At 40.3% G+C, this 24702-nt stretch carries 22 protein-coding genes; 7 read left to right on the forward strand and 15 right to left on the reverse strand.

Annotated elements, in window-relative coordinates; genetic code table 11:
• The first annotated feature begins 23 nt into the window (after window positions 1-23).
• A complete protein-coding gene (locus G6053_RS29040) occupies window positions 24-1010 on the forward strand; it encodes a rhodanese-related sulfurtransferase (protein ID WP_108635105.1) in 987 nt (328 codons plus the stop codon).
• 65 nt (window positions 1011-1075) lie between these two features.
• Here the strand turns inward: G6053_RS29040 and G6053_RS29045 are convergent, their stop codons facing one another.
• From G6053_RS29045 to trmB, 5 genes are all read right to left on the reverse strand, one after another.
• The gene (locus G6053_RS29045; protein ID WP_165309350.1) at window positions 1076-1753 is read right to left on the reverse strand and encodes a DUF937 domain-containing protein; all 678 of its coding nucleotides are present in this window, start codon (window positions 1751-1753) and stop codon (window positions 1076-1078) included.
• 134 nt (window positions 1754-1887) lie between these two features.
• Window positions 1888-3414 carry a DUF5689 domain-containing protein gene (locus tag G6053_RS29050; RefSeq protein WP_165309351.1) on the reverse strand — a complete coding sequence of 509 codons (1527 nt, stop codon included), beginning with the start codon at window positions 3412-3414 and terminating at the stop codon, window positions 1888-1890.
• Between the two features lie 10 nt (window positions 3415-3424).
• Complete coding sequence (locus G6053_RS29055; protein ID WP_165309352.1) at window positions 3425-4960, reverse strand: SusD/RagB family nutrient-binding outer membrane lipoprotein; 1536 nt, start codon at window positions 4958-4960, stop codon at window positions 3425-3427.
• A gap of 11 nt (window positions 4961-4971) precedes the next feature.
• Entirely contained in the window at window positions 4972-8238 is a 3267-nt protein-coding gene (locus G6053_RS29060) for a SusC/RagA family TonB-linked outer membrane protein (RefSeq protein WP_241254880.1), read from the reverse strand.
• 651 nt (window positions 8239-8889) lie between these two features.
• Complete coding sequence (gene trmB, locus G6053_RS29065) at window positions 8890-9546, reverse strand: tRNA (guanosine(46)-N7)-methyltransferase TrmB (protein WP_165309353.1); 657 nt, start codon at window positions 9544-9546, stop codon at window positions 8890-8892.
• A gap of 156 nt (window positions 9547-9702) precedes the next feature.
• Here trmB and G6053_RS29070 point away from each other — a divergent pair, with 156 nt between their 5' ends.
• Window positions 9703-10641, forward strand: a complete 939-nt coding sequence (locus G6053_RS29070) for a GDP-L-fucose synthase (protein WP_165309354.1) — start codon at window positions 9703-9705, stop codon at window positions 10639-10641.
• Here the strand turns inward: G6053_RS29070 and G6053_RS29075 are convergent.
• From G6053_RS29075 to G6053_RS29085, 3 genes are all read right to left on the reverse strand, one after another.
• Complete coding sequence (locus tag G6053_RS29075) at window positions 10638-11141, reverse strand: hypothetical protein (RefSeq protein ID WP_108634662.1); 504 nt, start codon at window positions 11139-11141, stop codon at window positions 10638-10640. The two genes, G6053_RS29070 and G6053_RS29075, sit on opposite strands and share 4 nt — an antisense overlap.
• On the reverse strand, window positions 11134-11553 hold the full coding sequence (locus tag G6053_RS29080; RefSeq protein ID WP_108634661.1) for a hypothetical protein: 420 nt from the start codon (window positions 11551-11553) through the stop codon (window positions 11134-11136). Before G6053_RS29080 ends, G6053_RS29075 begins: the two co-directional genes overlap by 8 nt.
• Before the next feature lie 128 nt (window positions 11554-11681).
• On the reverse strand, window positions 11682-11951 hold the full coding sequence (locus tag G6053_RS29085) for a YtxH domain-containing protein (RefSeq protein WP_104383581.1): 270 nt from the start codon (window positions 11949-11951) through the stop codon (window positions 11682-11684).
• 239 nt (window positions 11952-12190) lie between these two features.
• On the opposite strand from G6053_RS29085, the gene G6053_RS29090 reads away from it, so the two are divergent.
• Complete coding sequence (locus tag G6053_RS29090; RefSeq protein WP_165309355.1) at window positions 12191-13735, forward strand: YifB family Mg chelatase-like AAA ATPase; 1545 nt, start codon at window positions 12191-12193, stop codon at window positions 13733-13735.
• On the opposite strand, the gene G6053_RS29095 is transcribed toward G6053_RS29090, so the two are convergent.
• From G6053_RS29095 to rsfS, 4 genes are read right to left on the reverse strand one after another with little or no spacing between them, the layout of a single operon-like run.
• Entirely contained in the window at window positions 13732-14355 is a 624-nt protein-coding gene (locus G6053_RS29095; protein WP_108634659.1) for a rhomboid family intramembrane serine protease, read from the reverse strand. The two genes, G6053_RS29090 and G6053_RS29095, sit on opposite strands and share 4 nt — an antisense overlap.
• Window positions 14356-14357: 2 nt before the next feature.
• The gene (locus tag G6053_RS29100; RefSeq protein WP_104383578.1) at window positions 14358-15005 is read right to left on the reverse strand and encodes a lactate utilization protein; all 648 of its coding nucleotides are present in this window, start codon (window positions 15003-15005) and stop codon (window positions 14358-14360) included.
• A gap of 57 nt (window positions 15006-15062) precedes the next feature.
• On the reverse strand, window positions 15063-17147 hold the full coding sequence (gene ftsH, locus G6053_RS29105) for an ATP-dependent zinc metalloprotease FtsH (RefSeq protein WP_165309356.1): 2085 nt from the start codon (window positions 17145-17147) through the stop codon (window positions 15063-15065).
• Between the two features lie 48 nt (window positions 17148-17195).
• Entirely contained in the window at window positions 17196-17570 is a 375-nt protein-coding gene (gene rsfS / locus G6053_RS29110; RefSeq protein WP_077437259.1) for a ribosome silencing factor, read from the reverse strand.
• Window positions 17571-17617: 47 nt separating this feature from the next.
• On the opposite strand from rsfS, the gene G6053_RS29115 reads away from it, so the two are divergent.
• The 4 genes from G6053_RS29115 (at window position 17618) to pfkA (ending at window position 21923) form a co-directional block, all read left to right on the forward strand.
• Window positions 17618-18388, forward strand: coding sequence for a biotin--[acetyl-CoA-carboxylase] ligase (locus G6053_RS29115; protein ID WP_241254881.1), 771 nt, complete (start codon window positions 17618-17620; stop codon window positions 18386-18388).
• 123 nt (window positions 18389-18511) lie between these two features.
• Window positions 18512-18961: a protein-disulfide reductase DsbD N-terminal domain-containing protein gene (locus tag G6053_RS29120; protein WP_165309357.1), complete on the forward strand. Its 450-nt coding sequence runs from the start codon at window positions 18512-18514 to the stop codon at window positions 18959-18961.
• Window positions 18962-19047: 86 nt separating this feature from the next.
• Complete coding sequence (locus G6053_RS29125; protein ID WP_165309358.1) at window positions 19048-20754, forward strand: thioredoxin family protein; 1707 nt, start codon at window positions 19048-19050, stop codon at window positions 20752-20754.
• Window positions 20755-20948: 194 nt separating this feature from the next.
• The gene (gene pfkA / locus G6053_RS29130; RefSeq protein WP_108634656.1) at window positions 20949-21923 is read left to right on the forward strand and encodes a 6-phosphofructokinase; all 975 of its coding nucleotides are present in this window, start codon (window positions 20949-20951) and stop codon (window positions 21921-21923) included.
• A 122-nt stretch (window positions 21924-22045) separates the two neighbouring features.
• On the opposite strand, the gene G6053_RS29135 is transcribed toward pfkA, so the two are convergent.
• The 3 genes from G6053_RS29135 to G6053_RS29145 form a co-directional block, all read right to left on the reverse strand.
• Window positions 22046-22492 carry a hypothetical protein gene (locus G6053_RS29135; RefSeq protein WP_241254882.1) on the reverse strand — a complete coding sequence of 149 codons (447 nt, stop codon included), beginning with the start codon at window positions 22490-22492 and terminating at the stop codon, window positions 22046-22048.
• 240 nt (window positions 22493-22732) lie between these two features.
• Window positions 22733-23872, reverse strand: a complete 1140-nt coding sequence (locus G6053_RS29140) for a TlpA disulfide reductase family protein (RefSeq protein WP_108634655.1) — start codon at window positions 23870-23872, stop codon at window positions 22733-22735.
• A 74-nt stretch (window positions 23873-23946) separates the two neighbouring features.
• Window positions 23947-24672 (reverse strand): TPM domain-containing protein, encoded by a 726-nt coding sequence (locus tag G6053_RS29145; RefSeq protein WP_241255028.1) that lies wholly within the window; start codon window positions 24670-24672, stop codon window positions 23947-23949.
• Between the last annotated feature and the right edge of the window lie 30 nt (window positions 24673-24702).

Genomic DNA, 24702 nt, shown 5'->3' on the forward strand with positions numbered 1-24702 from the left:
TTGCAGCGGTATCAATGAATATCATGACACAATATCAAACATTGCTGTACTATTGTTACAGCCCTATCGAAAACGCAGAACAATTTGCGGCTGATCACCTTGAATTTTGTAAATCACTTGACTTAGTAGGACGTATCATCGTCGCTGACGAAGGCTTGAATGGTACTGTTTCGGGCACTACTGAAGCATGTCAGCAGTATATGGATGCAATTTATGCGGATGGTCGTTTTAACAAAACAGAATTTAAAATCGATCATGTTGAAGAGCCCTCTTTTATCAAGATGCATTGCCGTTACAAAGCAGAAATCGTGCATTCCGGTTTAAGAGATCCTAAAGAAATCGATCCAAATCGCCAAACAGGGGTGCACCTGGAGCCAAAAGATTTCTTGGCGATGAAAGACCAGGAAGACGTCGTAGTATTGGATGTGCGCTCAAATTACGAACATAGTGTAGGTCGCTTTAAAAATGCAGTGACCTTGGACATTGATAATTTCCGCGAGTTTCCAGAAAAGATCAAAGAACTGGAACAATATCGAGGAAAAAAAATATTGACATATTGTACGGGCGGTATCAAATGTGAAAAAGCTTCTGCCTTATTATTAAAAGAAGGATTTGAAGATGTCTACCAATTACACGGCGGGATCATTAAATATGGCAAAGAAGCGGGTGGCGAAGATTTCGAAGGACAGTGCTATGTATTTGACAATCGTGTCACGGTAGATGTCAATTCGGTCAATCCATCTGTCGTATCGACCTGCTTCAATTGTGGTAAACAGACGACTAAGATGATCAACTGTGCCAATCCGGTATGTAATGAGCATTTTACCCAATGTGATGAATGTGGCTGGGAAATGGACGGCTGTTGTTCGGATGCCTGTAAGGAAAGTCCAAATAAACGGGAATACGATGGAACAGGATACTATGTAAAGATACCACAACCTGTCAATGTAGACAAAATCAGCAAGAGAAAACATAAGAATTTCCCACCTAAAGTAAAGGTCGAAAATTAATTCTATAAAACATAAAAAAGTCGGGAACTGTTCAGTTTCCGACTTTTTTATATTTTAAGATTACCTTACTTCGCAAACATTCCAGCGATTGAATCGAGAATATTTCCCTTGGATTGACCATCGTTACTTTTGTCAAAGAAGCTACCGGCCAAACCACCCAACACGTCAGTCATACTCCCCCCTGCAGAAGCTTGTGGTGTTTCCTGTGCGGACTCTTCTTGTCCACCACCTAAAAATGAACCAAGGATCCCCCCTAGCATACCACCGCCGGCACTTTGACCTCCGCCGCCCAAAACAGAACCTATCAGATCACCAATGCCGCCACCGCTGGACGCCTGTTTTTGTTGACCTAGATATCCCATGACTATAGGCGCGAGTGTTGCCAAAACACCGGTTACCTGAGCAGAACTGATACCCGCTTTATCGGCAATATTCTGCGTCACCACTTCTGTATTTTGCCCAAACATATGGTTGACAATCTTGTTCCCGTCGTCAGATCCGCCCTGACCAAATAAATCACCTATTTTATCGAAGATACCGCCACCGCTATGTTGATCGATCGCTTTGTCGATGTTTTCCGATTGACCTTTGTTTTTCGCATTGTAATTCAATGCTGCGATCATTAAAGGAACGGCCGCTGCAACGATCCATTTTGCTTTGGATTCACTGACGCCTGTCATTTTAGAAATGGCTTCTATTGCTTTCGAGCCAACTCCGCCTGTAACTAAGTCTGTTAAGTTCATAAGTCTTCGTTTATAGTTACGATGAAGATAACGATTTTTTATGAAGAGTTTAGAAAATATATGCCAACAACAGAAAGCCCTGTGGAGTCTTCTCTACACAGGGCTTTTATAGGATCAATTTATAAAATATTGTATTACTCGATCAACTTCGTTGAAAATTCATTTTCAATCTCTTTTAATTGAGACTCTTTTGTCAACGGAACATTGTTCTGAACGCGGGATTTTGTCCATCGTCCAAGGGTCATATTAAATTCACCATTAAACTGGATAAAGGTGTCAGCTGATGGTGATACATATACAAATGCCTTGGTATTATCTCCATTTCGATAGAATGGTTGATTAGTTAGATTAACAGGGTTGATAATATCGTAAAAATCAGTATTGGCAATGCGATAGCCAGCAGTAGCACTGGCTAGAGAACCGCCCGTACTCACAAACACCACATCCTCCGGAATAGTTGTATTTATAACTTGAACAGTAGAGAAAATGGCCACTCCAAAAGCATTTCCACTATTGGCAAGTAAATTACCGGTTTTCGTTCCAAAATCATACCCGCCCTTGTTCGCGTAATCGTAATTTGCAATCCAATGAGCAGCCGATATATCCGTCGATTTCTCACCAGTAATTAACTTATTTGTTCCACCTACATAGAAAAACTGACCTTTTTTGACAGAACCAGTAGTTAGATTAATCTTGTATGTCCTTAGGCCCCCTGTAGCCCAGCCATTGATAGGTACGCCTGTTGGAGTTGAGGCATTTGCATTATTTGTGGTAACAACACTGAACGGTGTTTTGGAGAAATCAATATCTTCTGTTGCCAAAAACTGCATATATTCATAGTTTGCATCCGTTGAGCCGCTAGGATCATTAAGAAGCCCAGTGACAATAGCCTTAGGCGTTTTGTATTCCGATTTGATCTGTACAAGATCCGATTTTGTTCGCAACGATTGGTAAGGAATAAGGCTATCACCCGATACTTCATTAAACTGAATACCCCAATAATTCGCCATTTTATATTGGGGCAAACTTGCCAGTTCAGATTTGGGATTGGTTCTGACCGTAATAAAACCGAAGCCATCATTGATTTTTTGATCCCCTGAAAGTGTTTGCCCTTCACTTGGAGTATAACTAAAGCCACCTTTGACAAGAACGATTAGGGTACTTTCATATTTCGTCGGGTCTTTCAGAATTTGATCGGCTGTAACACGAAGCGCCTGATAGCGATTATCTCCGGAAATTTTCTCAATTTTACTACTGGGAAGATCAGTTATCTGCAATATTCCATTTAACCGTTGCAGTTTACCGCCGATCAGATCGACTACAATAGAATCTCCTGGAACGTATTCCTTCGCTTTTTCCCCCAATTGAATTGAAATCCCGCGTAAAAAATCCAATCGTCTACGGTCTTGAAGCACTAACAACCCTTCTGGTAGATTGCCGGCGCTGTGATCCGAAGTGACAACTCCAGTAATTTTTGAGGATCCACCCAGTGTCTCCAAATTTAAGTCAATGGGTGCTCCCTTGAATATCGTCCTCACATCATAAATCCCAATATATGGGCTAACCTCCCCCCCAGGATAATTTGGGCTATCTTTTTTACAGGAATTGAAGAAAAATATTCCAACAATGCCTAGTATTAAAAAAATTATATGTCTTTTCATGTCTTCTTAATTATGGTTTTTGCCACCAAACTTTGGTATTAATTTCATCTGGCCCTTGTTGCTGGACAGCTAGTTTATAATTGGTCGGATTCGCAGATTGGACAATCACCGGGTAATACATCCGTGCGGGCATTTCTCCATTATTCTTTAACCCTTTACCTTTAGGCAAAACAGGATATCCCGTTCTACGGTATTCGTACCACTGTTGCATATCAACCATAAATAAGGCTTGATATTTTTGAAAATGAATTTGTTCCATTTTTTCAGCAACGGTCGCATTATCTTTCCATTCCCTATCGGATTTCGCTAAATGCTCTTTTGCAGTTACCGCCCATGTGGGTATCCATAATTTTATATTATTTTCAACTCCACTATAAAAATAGTCTTCTATGCTTCCTTCAATCCATCCCTTTAACACCGCTTCTGCTTTAATGAACTGAACTTCAGCAAAAGGCATTATAACGCCAGTTAACGGTTCCGTCTGTAGACTATTTACACCATTATTTTGGTCAAATGAATAGAAATAGGACATTTTAGAATAATCTTCTGACCCCGCCGCGTAACCACTGGGCACACCAACGTAATTTCCTGAAACCGGAGCAATCCCCATTCGATTGATTCCTGAGGTACCATAAGTCGGAATATCAATCCGTGGATCATTGGTATCTCTCAAATAATCTAGAAAAAATGAACACAGTGCAACAGCTCTAAAATCTTGCGCACGGGTCGATTTAAAAGGGGAAACATATGCCCCTTGATCTGTCCATTTTATTATAGCCGAATCATCGTTACTAGACATAATTGGATAATCAGCTGTATTATCCACTAAAATTTCTTTTATTTTATTTATCGCGTAAGGCTGTAGCGCCCCCTTTTTACCGGATACACGTAAAAGAAGTCTAAGGAACAACGAATTGTTAAGTTTCCTCCACTTGGTTAAGTCAGCCTTGAAAACAGGATCATGAGTCGGGTCAATAGTTTCGGTTGAAGTCTTATTTTTAAATAAATTATTTGCCGAATCTAATTTCAGAAACAGATCTTTATAGATATCCTCCTGCTTATCAAATTTTGGTTCCAAAATCTTGGGTTCATCAGCCCCCATATTAGATTCTGTATAAGGAATATCACCATAAGTATCCGTTAAAATTGAATATAGCCATACCTGACCTAGCATAGCAATTGCTTGGTAAGAGCGGTTATAGGTCAATGGTTTAACCGCTTGCTTATACATTTCTTTAAAATTTGAAATCTGTGTATAGTGATTGCTCCATAAATAATCTGACCAGCTACGTCTAAAATCATAACGAAATACTTTGCCGTCACCATCTCCTATAGAAACCGTGACCTGCATTAGTTCATTATTAAATGTTCGATTCCTATTCATGTTGGCCGAAACTGCAGTAATCAATGCATTCGCCATAAATTGATATGGGTAAGCCTCTTCTGAATCATTAGGGCTTGTGTTAGTTTCTATAAAATTTTTAGTGCAGGACTGCAATGATCCGCACAGCAAAAAGATAAAAACGATTATTTTTGAAAATTTCATGTTATTTAATGCTAAAATCCTACAATTAAATTAAAACCAATTGTTCTGGTCGATGGGAATTGCGCAATTTCAAACCCTTTGACAATATCACCATTGTCTAAGGTCCCAAATTCGGGATCAAATGCGGGCCATTTGGACCATATAAATAAATTACGACCATATAATCCCATCGTAACACGCTGCAATCCATACCTTGAAACCAATTGTTTGTTAAAAGTATAGTCTAGTCGAGCTTCTCTAAATTTGATAAAATCCGTTGGATAAACACTGCCTTCTGCATTATCCTGTCCAAAATGCGAACGATAGTATTCATCAATATTGGTAGCAATTACATCGTTTTTACGGAATGTACCATCGCCATTTGCCAACACCCCATTTCCGATGATACCACTATAACGGCCCGGTAATGTGTTTTTTGTTTTTCCCTGTTCAGCTAATTTATAATGCGTTAGTGAATGCCCTACACCACCCCACTGCGTATCAAACAGCACATTCATCGTAAACCCCTTATAACCAAAGGTATTGCCCAAACTTAGTTTTCCTTTTGGAAGGGTATTCCCCAAATACTTAATATCACTTGTCAACAGCGCATAGCCAGTTGTTGGATCATAAATCACCTGTCCATCAGGGGCTCTCTGATACCCAATACCATATAAGTCACCCAAACTGCCACCTTGTTTTGCGACAATTTGTCCAGAACCAACTGAGCGATATTGCAGTACCAGTGCAGAATCCGGTAAATCAACTATTTTATTTTGGTTGGCAGAATAGGTCAACATGGAGGACCATTTAAATCCACCATCCTTACTTTTGATCTGGTTGGTATTAATTGAGACTTCAATTCCTTTATTTCGTACCTCCCCCATATTGGTCATATAACTATCGTACCCCGTAGAAGGGTCCAGTTTTCGGCTCAGATGCTGGTCAAAAGTATTTGATTGATACAAGGCTAGATCCAAATTAATTCGATCTTTCAAGAGTCGAATTTCAGTACCTACCTCCACTGATCGTGTAAATAAAGGTTTCAATTCAGGATTCTTTATCAACCCGGGGACTTTTACAGACCCTGGTATCAGCGGATTTGCCGGAACATACAATTGTTGTAACATATAAGGAATTTGTCCCCCGTTTCCTACGCCAGCAATGGAAGCCCGTAGCTTAGCATAATTGATTGCCTTAGGTAATTTCACCACCTCCGACAAGATAAAACTTGTGTTTAAAGCTGGATAGGGAATCCACAACTTCTTATCTGGTTTAACTGGCGTGGCCATTGTACTATTCCAGTCCAGCCGAGCTGTTGCATCGGCATACAAGAAATTTTTATACGACGCTGTTAACAGGCCATACAAACTATTTGTCTTAAAATTTTCAAATGTTTGCTGCGACTGGATGCCATATTTATTGTTTGCCATATTGTAGATGCCCGGATAGGTGAGTCCATCCGCGGTCATTGCCTCTCTTTTGTAATTATTTTGAAGCGTGCTTCCACCCAATGTACCTGAAATATGAAAATCACTATTTAACTGTTTATCATATTTCAATAGAAAATCGAGTACCGTTTCCCGAGAAAACATGGATTGTGTGCGAAAACTACCTTCAGGAAGTTTACTTCCTGCATCATAAGGGCGCTCCTGAGCACGGTCTTCCACGTAAAAATCCAAAGAGGAGCGCACTTGCAAACTCCATGTTTTATTAAACTGGTAATTTACTGTGGCATTCCCTGTAAAGGTATTTCTATTATTTCTATTGATAAATTCATAAGATATTGCAAATGGATTCTCCGGATATGAACTAAATGGATATTGGATTTTACGTCCTTCGTTGCCCAGTTGCCAGTAATTACGCAAACTATTATAATCCGCATTAGGCTGCCAAAAGATAAACCAATACATTAACGACTGATTTCCATACCCAGCTCCCGGTAAATTATCCGACCATCTCCGATTATAATTAACTTTAGCGTTTATCGTCAGCTTATCTGAAATTTTGGAATTTGCAGATAAAGCAAATGCGGTTTTATCATACCCCGTATTGGGCATTATCCACGAGTTCCTAACATCAGTATATGAAAACCTTGCAGAAGTTTTCTCTGAACCACCATCAACCGTCAATGAATTTGTAAAAGTTTTACCTGTTTGAAAGAACTCTGTAATATTATTGTAAGGTCGCCAAAGCGTACGCTCAGTTCCCTGAGCTTGCGTAAGTGGATCATATTGAAAAAAATACTGACCATCGAATTTGGGTCCATAGGCAGAACTGGTACCACTTGTACTGCTACCATCTGCCGAACTACCAAAAGAATAGTAATTTGCCCCTCCTGTTCCCTGTCCATATTCATATTGAAAATCTGGCCAACGGTTGACAGACTCCATTGCTGTATTACTATTAAAAGTAATACCCAATCCCTTTCCTTTCTTTCCAGATTTTGTGGTGATAATAATCGCCCCATTGGCACCTCGCTGCCCATATAAAGCCGCTGCTCCGGCACCTTTAAGCACTGTGATATTTTCTATGTCCTCCGGATTTATATCATCCATACCCGAACCGTAATCTGCAGGCATATTGTCAGAACCGGTTCCATATACAGACCCTGATGACCCTCCAACACGCTTTCCGCTACCATTATTGATAACAATCCCATCAACAACGATCAGTGCCTGGTTATCACCCATTAGGTTCGCTTCCCCCCTCAATATAATCTTTGTCGATCCTACAGGACCTGAATTTGATCGCATCAAATTAACCCCCGCTACCTTACCTGATAACGCGTCCATCCAGTTGTTAGAAAGTGCATTTGTTAAATCCTCTCCTTTCACTACTGTGGCTGAATAACCTAAAGACCGCTCTTCACGTTTAATCCCCAATGCTGTCACAACGACCTCTTCAAGCGCCGAAGAAGTGGGATTTAGCGCAATTTGTAGATTGTTTTGTTCTGCTTCGAATGTCTTTGTTTGCGCTTCATAACCGATTAGCTGAAAACGTATTTTCCCTCCTGCTTCTACATCTACCTCAAAATTACCATTCCGATCTGTTGTCCCTTTCGCTATTCCGCCTGAAAGAATAGAAACCGAAGCTAGTGGCTCTTTCGTCTTGTTATCTACAACTTTTCCTTTAATTTTAATCTTCCCCTGATTAAAAATATGGGTGACTCCATGACTGTCTTCCATTGGAACAGCCGCCGAAGCTACATCCAGATTGCAGGCAACGATCAATGCCGCAAATAGCACTTTCGAGGATGAGTGCCTTAGATTAATTTGGATAGGGTTAATACTAAACATAGATATTAGCGTAAATTGTTAATTTTCAATTTGGGACAAAAGTATGTTCTTAACAAAAAGTTTGTCTTAACTTAATGTTTTCTTTTTGTTAATAATTGTTTCGAATATCATTTCCTTTAAGAAACATCTTTCCCGATTTACATCTTATAAAATGCAGAAGAATCCAATATCGATAGGAATTTCATGCATTAGGTCTAAAAAGCACTTACTATAAGTTGGTTATTTTTTTATTACAGTATCGAAAATAATTAATATTTCACAAAAAACGAAATAAATCGAAATTATATAAAACCAATAACATAACAAAATTAGCATCAAGCTTAGGAACGCTTTTAGCTCAGAAAGAAATAGCTTTTTATTAAGTTTAGCTTTATCAGATATGCAATTCGTGACACACCAAGGCACTGTTCATTCAGATAATACAGTGAATCATGATTAGCTATTAATACGTTATCGATACTTAGTCAATACTGTGACTGTACTTAATCTGTACTGAACCTCTACTAAGCCAGTGCCTAATAACAGTAAGTTTTAACTATATAAATACCAATTAGGCTTAAATCCGGGCGATTAGATTTAGTATACCTGCCTTTAAAAAAAGAAAGCCCAAACTTTCGTTTGGGCTTTCTTAATATAATGAAAACTTTGATATTAACGTTTCTCAAAGCTCCATTTCACATAGTTTATGTTCTTATCGTCGGCGAGATACTTTTTCTCATAGTACGTCTTGATTGATAAAACATTATCGACCAAGTCCGAGCGGTACAGATCTGTTGTCTCTTTATATTTTTTTAGGTTCTGTAGCTCTATTTGCTCCAGGGTATACGCATAGAAACCATCGTTATCTGTCTTTAGATTCATCATCCCTTCCGGCTTCATGACAATCTTGTAACGGTCTAAAAATTTAGGACCTGTCAAGCGTTTCTTTTCGCGGCTGTCCTGCGGCTGTGGATCTGGAAAGGTAATCCAAATTTCATCGATTTCATTTTCAGCAAAGTGCTCAAGAAGCGTCTCAATCTGTATCCGTAAAAATGCGACATTCTTAATACCATCTTCCAATGCAGTTTTTGCGCCACGCCAAATACGGTTGCCCTTAAAATCAATACCGATAAAGTTCTTGTCCGGAAACAAGCGCGCCAAGTTAACCGTATATTCCCCTTTACCACAGGCAAGTTCCAAAACAACCGGGTGTGTATTTCCAAATTGCTTCTCCGCCCATTTTCCTTTATATTCTTTGCCGGCATCGAGCTGGATGACATTCTCAAAAGTCGCTACTTCGGCAAATTTACGTAGTTTATCCTTTCCCATTTTTTGTTTAATATCCCGCAAAAATAACCTTATATTCCCGCTAAAAAAAATAAATCTTGATGCCTGTGGGAATACCGATAAAATGTCTTTATGCAGGCAATTTATATTGCATATAAAAAGCAATTTATCTAAGTTTGCAGGAATCAATAACTTATCGTGGAAAAAGACGCTAAAATTTACGTAGCAGGCCATCGAGGAATGGTCGGATCAGCAATATATCGCAAATTAACGGAACTGGGGTACAATAACATCGTAACCCGTACGTCTCAAGAATTAGATCTGCGCAACCAACAGGCAGTTGCTGATTTTTTCAACGAAGAGAAACCTGATTATGTCTTTCTGGCTGCGGCTAAAGTCGGTGGAATCATGGCCAATAATACCTATCGTGCGGATTTCATCTACGAAAATATGGCAATACAGAATAACGTCATTAAGTCCTCCTACGATAATGAAGTTACAAAATTGATGTTTTTAGGTTCGAGTTGCATTTATCCCAAAATGGCCCCGCAGCCTTTAAACGAGGATCTATTATTGACGGGCACGCTTGAGCCCACCAATGAGCCTTACGCCATCGCCAAAATAGCTGGTATTAAAATGGCCGAAGCCTTTCGCGACCAATATGGCTGTAACTTTATATCAGTGATGCCAACCAATCTGTATGGTATCAACGATAATTACCATCCGCAAAACTCGCATGTCCTACCAGCCCTGATCCGTAGATTTCATGAAGCTAAGGTAAACAACCTGGATGAGGTTGTTATCTGGGGCACCGGAACTCCCCTAAGGGAATTTCTTTTTTCAGATGATCTGGCTGATGCCTGTGTCTTCCTAATGAATAATTATAACGAAAAACAGTTTGTTAATATCGGTATTGGCGAAGATCTCAGCATAAAAGATCTTGCCGAGTTAATTAAAGAAGTTATCGGATATAAAGGCAGTATCTCATTCGATAGCAGTAAACCTGACGGAACACCACGCAAATTAATGGATGTATCTAAATTACATGCATTAGGCTGGAAACATAAAATCAATCTTCGCGAGGGAATTAAATTAGCTTATGCTGACTTCCTGAAAAAAGAGGAAACGGATTCTTAATAGGTCTCGCTATAGGAAGGAATACCATATTCGTTGACTTCATCCTTTAGCGGAACTTCTCCTTCAATTTGTGAGCCTTTCTTTTTCTTCTTTTTGGGACGGATAAAGTTAGTGAGCTTACTGATTAAACCACTGATTTTATCCTGATTGATCTGACCGACAGCCCGTTCAGACAACAACAGCATCAGCGCCTTTTTTAGTACGCCTGTGTTTTTCAGAAAAAGTCTGTTCATAATAAACGGAACACCTATACGCAGGGTTTTTGTCAGCCAATCCGAATCGGGATTATTGCTTTTCGCAAATAATTGTTGAACGATGTTTACTCCGGGAATATTATTTTTTAATGAATTGAAAAATCGGACCGGAGCTTCAATCTTATTGTTAAACAAGGTAAATTGTGCTTTCAAGTAAGCTTCCTGTTCGTTTTTAAGTTCTTTCAAACGAGCAATTTCTTCCTTAAGCTCTTGTAAATTGCGTATTTTCGTCTGCTTATTATTCATTTGTAGCCCCTTCTCTATCAAATTTTTCCTTTTTTTTCAAGTCTTCCTCTTCTTCCTCGATTTCATCATTCCATTTGGCCAAAAAGCGGCGGATAGAAAGATCCATAAACTTCGACTCCAAGGCGGGTTCAAAAATTCGTATGATCACGATAATCACCATAAAAATACCCGCTGTTGCCAAGAATCCCAATGAATAGCTTCCTAATAGTTCACCTAGCCAAAACCCCAATGCTAAACATAAAAAAAAGATAACAAACAAAGTAAAGATTAATTTGGTCGCATCTACTACTAAACTAGCAATCAGGCGCGATGAACGCTCGATTGTCTTCAATTTAACAAGCTTAAACTGGGAATCTACGTACTCCTTGGTTTTCTGGAAAGTACCACTAAGTGAAAATTTTTCTTCTTCCATTCATCTTAAATTTATGTAGGCTATCTCAAAAGTCCAATATCAACTTCTTGATTATCTAAATTCAGTCTTTTGAAATAGCCTATAATGCTATGTATTTCACCAAATCATCCCAAAGGACAACTTGCACTCTATGCATGCTCGATGATATCATCGTCTACAATCTCCTCGGCCTGATTTAATTTACCTTTTAAGGTGGAGACAATTTTTTCCTTAAATTCATTCAACTGATCGAATTGTTCTTCCGCTCTCTCACGAATAGCATCACTCAAATCGCTTAATGAATCATTGATCTTATCTCTTGTATCTGATCCTTTATCCGGAGCAAATAAAACTCCCAAAGCTGCACCCGCAGCAAGACCTGCCAACAACGCCAAAGCTACTTTACTTGTGTCATTCATTTCTTTTTCGTTTTAAAGTTCTAATTCTATTATACGATGAATCTAGTCTTCGATAATAATACAATTTATAAAGCAAATCGTTTGCCAAATACCGCATTTTATCCATTATTTACTAGAATCTATCCAATTACAATATAGTCATTTTCCAACAACTCCCTATCGATTTACAATAATTCGTCAAAGCATTATTATTTATAATTTAATATTTAGTATCTTTAAATCAACCGATTACAAAATTCATGTTGAACAAAACCTATTGTAGTGCCGTCTATGGAATTGAGGCGTGTACCATTACCGTTGAGGTCGTAGTTTCTACAGGACTACATTATTATATCGTCGGACTTCCTGACAATGCTGTCAAAGAAAGTCTCAGACGCATTGAAAGTGCCATTACTTCCTGTCAACTTCACATGCCACGGCAAAAAATTGTGGTCAACTTGGCACCAGCTGACATCAGGAAAGAAGGTTCCGGCTATGATTTATCTATCGCGGTCGGTATACTAGCCTCCTCCGGACAGTTAATAAACAATCTGTTGGAACATTACCTGATCTTAGGCGAATTGTCTCTAGATGGCAGTATAAAACCCGTCAGAGGTGTCTTATCCATCGCCTTGCAAGCATTAAATGATGGATTTAAAGGAATCATACTTCCTCAGCAAAATGCGCTGGAAGCCGCCATCGTTACTGGAATTGATGTGATCGCTGTCGAAAACCTCAGCGATGTGGTCCAGTTTCTCAATAATTCGAAAAATATTGTTCCAACCAAAGTCGACATCCAATCCTTCTTTCACACCGAAACAAATAGATATGATGTTGACTTTTCGGATGTTCGTGGACAGGAAAATATTAAAAGAGCTTTAGAAATAGCCGCCGCCGGAGGACATAATGTCATTTTAATAGGTCCACCGGGAGCGGGAAAGACCATGCTCGCAAAAAGGTTACCGACGATTCTACCACCGCTTAATATAGCCGAATCGCTGGAAACAACCAAAATTCATTCTGTTTCGGGGAATCTCAAAGCTAAAGATGCTCTACTGACGATTCGGCCATTTCGAGCACCGCATCATACCATCTCTGATGTCGCCATGGTCGGTGGTGGCTCTAATCCACAACCTGGAGAGATCTCCTTGTCGCATCACGGCGTACTATTTCTGGACGAGCTTCCCGAATTTAAACGAAGTGTCCTTGAGGTCATGAGACAACCACTAGAATCCCGAAACATCAACATATCCCGAGCAAAATTATCCATCGATTATCCGGCCAGCTTTATGTTAATAGCCGCAATGAACCCTTGTCCCTGTGGGTACTTTAACCATCCCGAAAAGGAATGTATCTGCGGCAGCAATACCGTTCAGCGGTATTTAAGTAGAATATCAGGTCCTTTGTTGGATCGCATCGATCTGCATGTAGAAGTCACACCAGTGCAATTTGAAGAATTGAGCGCCTCCCGTCCTATTGAAAACAGTCTGATGGTTCGTAATCGTGTCATTCAGACAAGAGAGATCCAGAAACAACGATTTGAATCCTATCCCGATATTCATTGTAATGCGCATATGAGCACAAAACTTACCCGGGCGATCTGTCAGATCGGTGAATCACAAAAGCAATTACTTAAAACAGCCATTGACCGCTTGAATCTTTCTGCACGGGCTTACGATCGAATATTAAAAGTAGCCCGTACTATTGCAGACATGGAAAATAGCCCTTCAATAGAAAATCATCATCTTGCGGAAGCTATTCAGTATAGGAATTTAGACAAAGAAACCTGGGGCGGGAAATTTTAAAACTGTGCTAAGCAATGTTTGATGACCCAGGGAAAACAGATGATCGTTAGAATCAATCCGGATAATGCGCCATAGAAATGCGCATCATGATTAATCCCGTCCTGAGCCTTTTTGGAGGCCCAGATGCAATACCCCAAAAACAGGAAAGCAAATAAATAGGCGGGCATTGGAATAATCATCATCACACCGATAGTCATCTTTGGATTAAAGAGGATGTAACTGAATAAAACAGCACAGATCGCTCCCGAAGCCCCCAAACTATAATAACCATAATTATTTTTCTGCTGAATAATGGTTGGAATGTCACTCAGCAGCAGACTGCCTAAATAGATAACAGCGAAGAGAAGATGTCCATAGACGCTTGCCTGTGCCAGCATCTGCTCCAACCCGAATGCGAAATAATAAAAAGTGATCATATTGAACAGCAGGTGCCCCCAGTCTTTATGGATAAAACCACTTGTCAGGATAGTGTACAAGCGTTTTTTGCGCGCGATACTATACGGATGGAGCATTAATTTACCATAAAGCTGCTCATGAGAAAAGGTATATATACTCGTTACAAGCGTAAAAAAGAAAATGACACTCGCTACGGGAGTTTGTTGTAAATAGTAAGTCAACATGGTTAGAAACGGTCTTCTAAAAGTAAAACATAGAGTTCTTTTGGGCCATGAGCACCCAAAACTAATCTTTTCTCAATATCAGCTGTTCGTGAAGGCCCTGTAATGGTTGAAATCATCGTCGGAATCTCCTGCCCATAACGTTTCTGCATATAAGCCAAGGCATCTTTCACATCCCATACCAATTGAGAGGCCTTTGCTACTACAATATGAATCGGCGGATAGATGCTCAGACGACGTCCGGAAGCATTTGCATTGCTCACCATAATACTGCCATTACGTGCTATCAATGCTTCACATGAGGTAATGCTCGCATTGGCAGACTCGAAGTCTTTCTCTGTTTTGAAAAATGGGAAACCATAAGGGCTCAACAGATTTTGGATCCCCTGTTCCCAGGCATAGATATTTTTTATATTATTGACCTCTGTCAATGTAATCAGATTCTCAATGAGGCCGATCTCACCATCACAATAAAGAAACTTGCCGCCAGCGGCTGTCAGTTCGCGAACAAAAACAAGATCAACCAACTCATCCTCTTCTTTGTAAAGGGGTGTTTCTTTGAAATTAGGATGTGGATTATCGTTCTTTTGAAGTAGTGCCTGACGTATGCGTTTTAACATTACCTCCTTCGCTGTCGCGTTCTTCACATTCATGGCTCAATAGCAATATAAATACAGCGCTAGAGTTTTTCTAGCGCTGTAAAATCTAAATTAGTTTAAACTACCTGACGGATTATTGTCCAATCGCTGATCATCTTTTGAAGATGCTTCCTCAGGGTGAACATCCAATGGTAAATCGGTCTGTGGTACACCGCCGCCGTCAGCCCCGTTGACAAACTCATCATAAGTTGTCTTGGTATCGAAAGGACGCTTACCTAATATCTCTTCAAGATCAGATTGGAAAAGAATCTCTTTTTCCAATAGTTTCTCCGCGATCTTAATCAACCCCTCACGTTTGTCCAACAAAAGTTGTTTTGTCCGCGCGTAGACGTCTGTAATCAGATTACGGACTTCAGCATCAATCAGCTCTGCCGTTTTGTCAGAGTATGGTTTTTGAAAAGAGGCCTCTGAGCTATCACGGAAAGACACATTTCCTACCTTATCATTCATACCATAAATGGCAATCATTGCATAAGAAAGTTGCGTGATACGCTCCAAATCATTCTGAGCTCCTGTGGAAATTCTCCCGAAAGTAATATCTTCTGCCACACGTCCGCCCATAGTCATACACAAACTATCAACCAGTTGTTCGGTTGTATATAAGAACTGTTCACGTGGAAGATATTGTGCATATCCTAACGCCGCTACTCCACGCGGAACAATAGACACTTTTACCAAAGGATCGGCATGTTCTAAAAACCAACCCGCAATGGCGTGCCCCGCCTCGTGATAAGCAACAATACGCTTTTCTTCGGGGGAAATGATTTTATTCTTTTTCTCAAGACCACCGATCACACGATCCACGGCATCCTGAAAATCCTGCATATCTATTTCAGATTTGTTTTTACGTGCCGCAATCAATGCAGCTTCATTACACACATTGGCGATCTCTGCTCCCGCAAAACCCGGTGTCTGTGCTGATAATTTTTTGGCATCCACTTCCGCTGACAACTTCAATGGTTTTAAATGCACTTTAAAAATATGCTCACGACCTATCAAATCTGGTTTGTCAATAGAAATCTGACGGTCGAAACGTCCCGGACGCAATAATGCTGTGTCCAATACATCGATACGGTTTGTCGCTGCTAAAATAATAACACCTGAATCCGTACCGAAACCATCCATTTCCACCAACAACTGGTTCAATGTATTTTCACGTTCGTCATTGCCACCCATCATAGAATTTTTACCACGAGCACGACCGATTGCATCAATCTCATCAATGAAGATAATACAAGGGGCTTTCTCTTTGGCTTGTTTGAACAGGTCACGGACACGTGAAGCACCCACACCCACAAACATCTCTACGAAGTCTGAACCTGATAGGGAGAAGAAAGGCACCTGTGCTTCACCTGCAACAGCTTTTGCCAATAACGTTTTACCTGTTCCCGGAGGGCCTACAAGTAAAGCTCCTTTCGGAATTTTACCCCCTAGGTTCGTGTACTTACGTGGATTTTTCAAGAAATCCACGATTTCCATAACTTCTTGTTTTGCTTCTTCTAAACCAGCGACATCATTAAAGGTAATGTTGATCTGCGATTCTTTATCAAATAATTGTGCTTTGGATTTGCCGATATTAAAGATCGCACCACCGCCGCCACCAGCACCACCGCCCATCCGGCGCATCAAGAAAATCCAGATCGCTGCCAATACCAACAATGGCAACATAAATGTCACAAACCAGCTCGCCCAAGGATTGGAACGGTCAGCATATTTCAATTGCACTTTAGGTGTTCCAGGAGCCAATTCAGCTTGCGATGCTGCTAATTTCTTCTCCAATACCTCTGCTGAGGCATCCTTAAAGATATATTGAGGTCCTGTTTCCTCTTGACCAGCAAGACTGGGAATAGGATCATTACTCTTAGTTACATCTTTAAAACTCGGGTTGTCTTTCCAGCCTTTTTTTAGATAGACTTCTACCTCGACAAGATCATTTTTCTTATATGCTTCCAGACGCTCAACGGCTCCGGTTTTTAACATGCGTGTTTCAAAATCACTATAGCTAATTTCCTTAGCCGGGTTTTCTCCAAAAACATATTGCAAGGCAAAAAAACCTAAAAACATGGCAATCATAAGCCACACAAAATTGAATTTCGGCGGTTTTGGGCTTACCTTACTACTTGGGATTTTTTTCATTATATCGTAATTATATTTTCTGTATAAACTATTGTATTGAGGCGGTTATTAGGCGCTTTGGAAATGCTGAATCTGTGCATCTCCCCACAAATCCTCAATTCCGTAATGTGCTCTCTTCTCGGTCTTAAAGATATGTACAACCACATCCACAAAATCCAAAATCAACCATTCTCCATTTGATTGTCCTTCTTTATATTGGGGTTCTTGACCAAAAGCTTTATAAACTTCCTCCTCTACACTCTTGGCAATAGCGTTAACCTGAATGTTCGAGTCGGCATGACAAATCACAAAATAATCAGAAACAGAACTGTGAAGATCTCTTAAATCCAAGCGAACAATCTCGTTTGCTTTCTTTTCCTGCATACCGTGAACGATAATTTCTGATAGACGTTGCGACAATTCTGAACTTTTATTTTTACTCATTAAAAAATATGATAGTTTTGACTTAATATTTATTTAATACTTTCAGTTTGCAAAATAACAATATTTCGGGACTTATCATCGGTCAAAATATAATATATCTTGACAAAGTTGCCTCTACAAACGATTATTTAAGAGAATTATTGTCAAATTTCAAGCCACTCGCAGAGGGTACTGCCATTTTAGCAGAAGAACAGTTTCAAGGAAAAGGACAACGCGGGAGTACCTGGGTCAGCGAACCCGGAAAAAATCTGACCACATCCATTCTTTTAAAACCTCATTTTTTATCCATAGAACAACAGTTTGCACTCTCCGCCTCTGTGGCTATCGCCGTCGTAAAGTGGCTTAAAAGCAAAACGGAGCTGCCTGTAACCGTAAAATGGCCCAATGACATTTATGTCGGCAGCAAAAAAATAGCAGGGATCCTTATTGAAAATAAGTTAAAGGGAAATAAAATTGATGCTTCTATTATCGGAATAGGCATAAACATCAATCAGGTCAATTTTGACACAGCGACAACAATTACTTCATTATCCATCCTTACGGACAGAGACGATTATGTCATTAAAGACTTGGCTGTCGAACTTTTCGCAAGTCTCCAAAAGGAATATAATACCCTTTATGCCCAATCGTGGCGTTTCCAATTGGATCATTATAACGAGCTACTTTTCTGGAAAGGCGAGGAAAAACCATTTTTGGTCGCAGGGGAAAAAAAAACCGGGATCATCAAAGCCGTGGGGATCGATGGCCAACTGCAAGTGCTTATTGACAACAAACTGCATAAATTCAACATCAAGGAGATAAGCCATCTTATATCCTAATCTTTACACAAAATCCAGATAAACCATGTTAGAATATGCTAAATTTGTGAAGCGGATAAATTAAACCTTTATCAACTTTAGTTATCAAAGGTGTATAACGAACTGCAATAATTATTTAGGAAAATGAAAAAATTAGTATTGTTAATAACTGTGGTAATTTTCGCAGTTACCGGAGCCTTCGCTCAAATTCACAAACCTGTAAAATGGACTGTAGCCAGCAAAAAACTGAACAACAACGAAGCTGTTGTTTATGTCAAAGGAACAATCCAAAACGGATGGCACATCTATTCGCAGAATATTAAAGATGGCGGACCTATCCCAACTTCATTCAGTTTTGCTAAAGCTGCTGACTATGCATTGGTAGGTAAAACCGCTGAACCAAAACCAAAGGTAAAACACGAAGAGGTATTTAAAATGGATGTTGGCTATTTCACAAATGAAGTAATCTTTCAACAAAAAGTGAAGTTAAATAAGGGCACTGCAACAGTAAAAGGCACCGTAGAATGGCAGGCTTGTGATGCATCACAATGTCTTCCCCCGGATGAATATGCTTTTGCTGTGACAATCAAATAGTAAAAATGATCATACACGGATAAAATAATAAGGCGATTCTCATCGCCTTTTTTTATTTTTGGAGCTGACATCAGAAACAGATACGCATGTTAAAAAACACATTTATTCTACTTTTAATTGCTTTTTTCAGTCTTCCATTTACAACGACAGCTTTTGCATTTCAACAAGACAGTCTAACGAGTACTGAAGGGCTTCAATTTGAATCTTCACCTGACACCACTCCAGTGGTGGAGGCCGTACCAGACGATCTGGCTTTTTCAGAGGCCCCAGACACGACCCTCAGTCAGGATAGCAGCAAATTGGATAAGGCAACAACACATGTCTCTTCATCGAATTCAGATACAGGGAAAAAATCACTTTGGAGCATTTTTATTGCTGGATTAATCGGTGGTTTTGCCGCTCTTTTGATGCCGTGTATCTTCCCGATGCTTCCACTGACCGTCAGCTACTTCACCAAACAGTCGGGCACCCGTGCAAGCGGCATTAGCAAAGCGCTCCTCTATGGCCTTTTTATTATTGTGATATACGTGGCTTTGGGTATGATTATCACAATTGCTTTTGGTTCGGACGCGCTGAATGCATTATCAACGAATGGCATATTTAATTTCCTATTTTTTCTTTTACTCGTTGTCTTTGCGGCTTCTTTTTTTGGGGCTTTCGAAATCACGCTACCAAGTTCTTTTGTCAATAAGATGGATGCCAAATCCGATAAAGGAGGCCTGATCGGACTCTTCTTTATGGCTTTCAGCCTTTCACTGGTATCCTTTTCTTGTACAGGTCCGATCATCGGCACTTTGCTCGTTGAAGCAGCATCAAAAGGCGAACGTTTAGGCCCAGCGGTCGGTATGCTGGGTTTTTCCATTGCTTTGGCGATCCCTTTCGGTCTGTTTGCTATGTTCCCTTCCATGCTAAAATCATTGCCAAAATCTGGCGGATGGCTCAATTCGGTGAAGGTCGTTCTCGGATTTTTGGAACTCGCTTTGGCGCTAAAGTTTTTGTCCAACGTAGATCTGGCTTACCACTGGAATTGGCTTGATCGTGAAGTATTCCTTTCCTTGTGGATTGCCATATTCGGTCTGATGGGCTTATACCTAATCGGCAAGATCAAGTTTTCACATGATAGTGATCTGAAATTTCTATCTGTACCGAGAACGCTATTGGCAATCATTGTATTCTCTTTTGTTGTTTATATGGTCCCTGGTCTATGGGGCGCACCATTGAAATCCATTTCGGCTTTCTTACCACCTTCTGCAACACAGGACTTTGACCTTTCGGCTGGAGTAGCAAGTGCGCCAGCGCACAGCGATGGCAAAGTAAAGAAATACGCCGAAATCTTCCATGAACGCGGTACACCTAAAGGGTTTGACCCGTACTACGATTATGATCAAGCTCTGGAAGCTGCGAAAGAACTAAATAAACCTGTATTAATAGATTTCACAGGTTGGAACTGTGTGAATTGTCGAAAAATGGAAGCAAATGTATGGACAGATCCAGGTGTTGCCAAACTATTAAAAGAAGAATTTGTTATGGCAGAATTATTTGTGGATGATAAAACAGAATTACCGGCAAACGAACAATTTGTTTCTAAGTATAGCAGCAAGAAGATCAAAACGATTGGCAATAAAAATAGTGATTTTCAAGCATCTACTTTCAATAGCAACTCGCAACCATTATATGTCATTGTCGACGCTTCTGGGACAGTATTAGTGCCACAAACTGGCGCAAACTATAATATTGAACAATACAAAGCTTTTTTGCAAAGTGGTATTGATGCTTTTAAAGCAAAAAAATAAGCGGCCCAACCTTGGGCTGCTTAAAGCTTGTTATAATTGTTGGCCCTATTATAAAGTTTACATGAAGTTTAATCTTCATTTAGATTAAATGCAGATCAGATGGCTATTATTTAATTGTTTTGAAGTGATTCATAACTTTTAATAACGGAAATATAATTGTATATAAACACAAAAATAGCTAAGTTTGAGTACGTATGAGTAACATTAAAAAAATTGCTGTTTTGACATCTGGAGGAGATGCTCCAGGAATGAATGCTGGTATTCGCGCTGTAGTAAGGGCGGGTATCTATAACAATCTTGAGGTATTTGGTGTACGCAGGGGTTATGATGGTTTGGTCAATGGTGAAATTTTTCCCATGGATGCCAAATCTGTGGCCAATATCATACAGCGTGGCGGTACTATCTTAAAAACTGCCCGCAGCGAAGCCTTCAAGACAATAGAAGGACGCAAACAAGCTTATGATAATTTACGCAGCCATGGAATTGACGCAATGGTTGTCATCGGAGGTGACGGAACATTTACTGGCGCATCAAAATTCATTGACGAGTTTGACTTTCCAATTATCGGTCTCCCGGGCACAATCGACAATGATTTGGCCGGAACAGACTTTACCATTGGCTATGATACAGCAATAAACACTGTTATTCAGGCTGTAGATAAGATCCGTGACACTGCAGAATCCCATGACCGTGTTTTTGTGATCGAAGTTATGGGACGTGACTCGGGCTTGATCGCCATCCGTTCTGGTATAAGCACCGGTGCGGAAGCTGTATTGGTTCCCGAATTTGAGGTAGATTACGATACAATCATGAAAAGGCTGGATAAAAGCCGGAAGAATAAATCTTCACGCATTATCATCGTTGCCGAAGGAGACAAAGAAGGTGGAATGGTCGTTTCGGAAAAAATAAAGGAAAATTTCCCGCATTACGATGTAAGGCTTTCTATTTTGGGCCACATCCAACGTGGTGGAAGCCCGACCTGTATGGACCGTGTATTGGCCAGTAGACTTGGTGTTGCTGCAGTAGAAGCACTCGTTGCAGGACGTAGAGGCGAAATGGCCGGGTTGATCTGCAGCGAAGTTAGATTCACACCCTTCAAGAGTGCGATTAAACATAACGTTAAACTTAACGAAGATCTACTTCGTATCATTGAAATACTTTCCTTGTAAGGATAGTGTTTTCCATCGGATATAAAAGAAACGAGCATGATATTTATTTCATGCGCGTTTCTTTTATATCCCAAATTAGACAATACATGCTATCCAACCAACTTTTACATTATCTCGAAAGCCTATTTCAGTAGCTTATTGAGATATTCTTCATTTACGGCAGGTAATTGAATCGCCTGTCCGGCCTTAGCCATTGAATCCGCAAAATGATTGGTATTTTGGATCGCCTGCTCATAGGCTTTGACAACCTGATCGGAGATATATAAAGACTTGGGATCTTTGATATCAACTTGATATTGATTGTCAGCTAAAGACACATGGTGATAGAAGCGATAGGCAGCTGCCTTCAACAGGCCTAGTTCTTTTTGTGACAGCTCATCTATCCGCGCATTTGGCGGTAATGTCACATCTATAAATTCCTGCCCCTTCGCCAGCGCGTCAATGGAATGATCCAAAGGGATTGCACTGAGCGCCTCAAGGTTTACCACTGGCACGCCATTTTCTTTCTTCGAATTACAGGCGACAGCAAAAATGGCCAAGACCATGACCAATATCAGTTTTTCTTTCATTTTATGCTAATCTGTGTACACTTCACTCTGTTCAATCTCCACGAACTCCTGAGTAAATGATTCGCCGCACCAAGATTGGTCGGAACGAATATTTTTTAAAGGTGAGTTCATTCTCCGGACAAAGATAGCTAAAAGATCAATAGCTGGCTTCTAACAAAAAACACCTATTTAAAATCCATCAACAAAGATAAGATTTTAAGTAGGTGTTTTTGTATTTCAGTACCGGACTGAAAGAACAGTTTATTTTAATAGCTCTGCCAATTTAGCTTCCAAAGCTTCTCCTCTTAGATTTGAAGCGACGATTTTACCCGACGGGTCAATTAAGAAGTTCTGTGGAATTCCACGTACTTCGTACAATTTCACGGGAGCAGATTTCCAGCCCTGTAAGTCGGAGACATGTGGCCATTGTTGCAAATTATCATCATGAATTGCTTTCATCCAAGCATCTTTTTTACCTGGGTTGTCCAAGGAAACACCAAACACAGTAAAGCCTTTATCTTTAAATTTATTAAATGCGGCAACAACGTTCGGGTTTTCGTGACGACAAGGTCCACACCAGCTCGCCCAAAAATCCAACAATACATATTTTCCTCGAAGTGAAGATAAAGAGACATTATTACCTGTAGTATCCGGTAATGTAAAATCAGGAGCTACCGAACCTATGGCAACAGCTTTCAGTTTTTGGATGCGCTCGGACAATTCTTTACCTTTTTCAGAATTTTTTAATTCCGGAGACAGTTTCTCGAAAGAAGTTACATACTCGTTTACATTTTCGCCGCTTACGTTTTCGGAAAGCAAATCCAATGTATACCAGCTTTTTGGATTCTTATTGATAAATTCAGCATCAGCTTTCTCCATCTTTTCCGAGATCTCTCCAGCTTGCTTTTGCAGCCCCTCAATAAATTTTGGGTCTTGTTTCTGCGCATCCGAAGCAGCATAATATTGTTGGTTTAATGCTTCAAATCCATCTGCATAAGGCTTTACAAAAGCTTTGTATTGCGTAAAGTCATCATTAATCGCTGTACCTGTTATCACAGCATCTTTAAATCCTTTGGATGCATCTACTTTGATCACACCTTTGGACAAATACAACTGAGCCGTTTCAGGTTGCTTTTGTGCACCCCGGAGTTCGCCAAAGGAAAGCCCCTCTGCAGAATAAATCATCACACCTTTAGTTGGCGATGCTACCTGGCCGTTAAATTTAAACTCACCTTTGACCACAGCAGCTGAATCTAGCTGACGGGTACCATTATTGGCGTACTGCATAAATACTTTAGCCTTATCAGAAGCTGCATTCACTTTTCCTGTCACTGTATAGCTTTCTTGTGCCATCAATAAGGCTGGTAAAAAGCTTAAACCCATCAATATTCCCTTCTTCATAATTATATACTTCCCATAAATGTAAAAGATTTCCGTTGCATTGACATGCTATTTAACATTATTTAGCAAAGTTGTTACCATCGTCCCGAAGCACCGCCACCACCGAAATCACCGCCACCAAATCCACCAAACCCACCGCCGGATCCACCTCCAAATCCACCGCCACCACCTCGGTTACCTCCCCCAAGACCGTTAAGCAAAGTCCACCAGAAAATATCTGAAGAGCCACGGCCATTCATCACACGGCCGCCGCCTTTTCCTCCGCCACCGCGGTTTGAAAACATCACGACAAGAAATATCACGACAATAATGACAAATATGATGGATCCCGATCCACCGCCGCTAGGCTGTTTGGGATCAGCTTTATATTCGCCCTTGGCATAGGAAATCAGGGAATTCGTCGCTTTGTCAACTCCACTGTAATAATCTTTCTGGCGGAATGCCGGTTTGATATCATTCTCTATAATACGATAAGCAATCGCATCTGGTACCGCTCCTTCAATTCCATAGCCGGTCTGAATCGTAACAGCCCGGTCGCCCAATGCTGCCAGCAATAGAATACCGTTATTGTATTTTTTATTACCGACACCCCACTTCTTCGCCAGACGGACAGCGTAATCTGAAATATCATATCCTCCGGTGGAGTTCATCATAACCACAGCGATCTGTGTAGATGTAGAATCTTCAAAGGCCAGCAGCTTTTGCTCCAATTGCTGCTTTTGACTCGAAGTCAGCGTATTAGTATAATCATTAACAAGTCTATTCGGTGCCTCCGGAAAATCCTGACCTATTGCTGTCATGAACGTCAGCGCCCAAAGCAACATCAGCAT

Source organism: Sphingobacterium sp. DR205, assembly GCF_011064245.1.
Lineage (GTDB): Bacteria > Bacteroidota > Bacteroidia > Sphingobacteriales > Sphingobacteriaceae > Sphingobacterium > Sphingobacterium athyrii.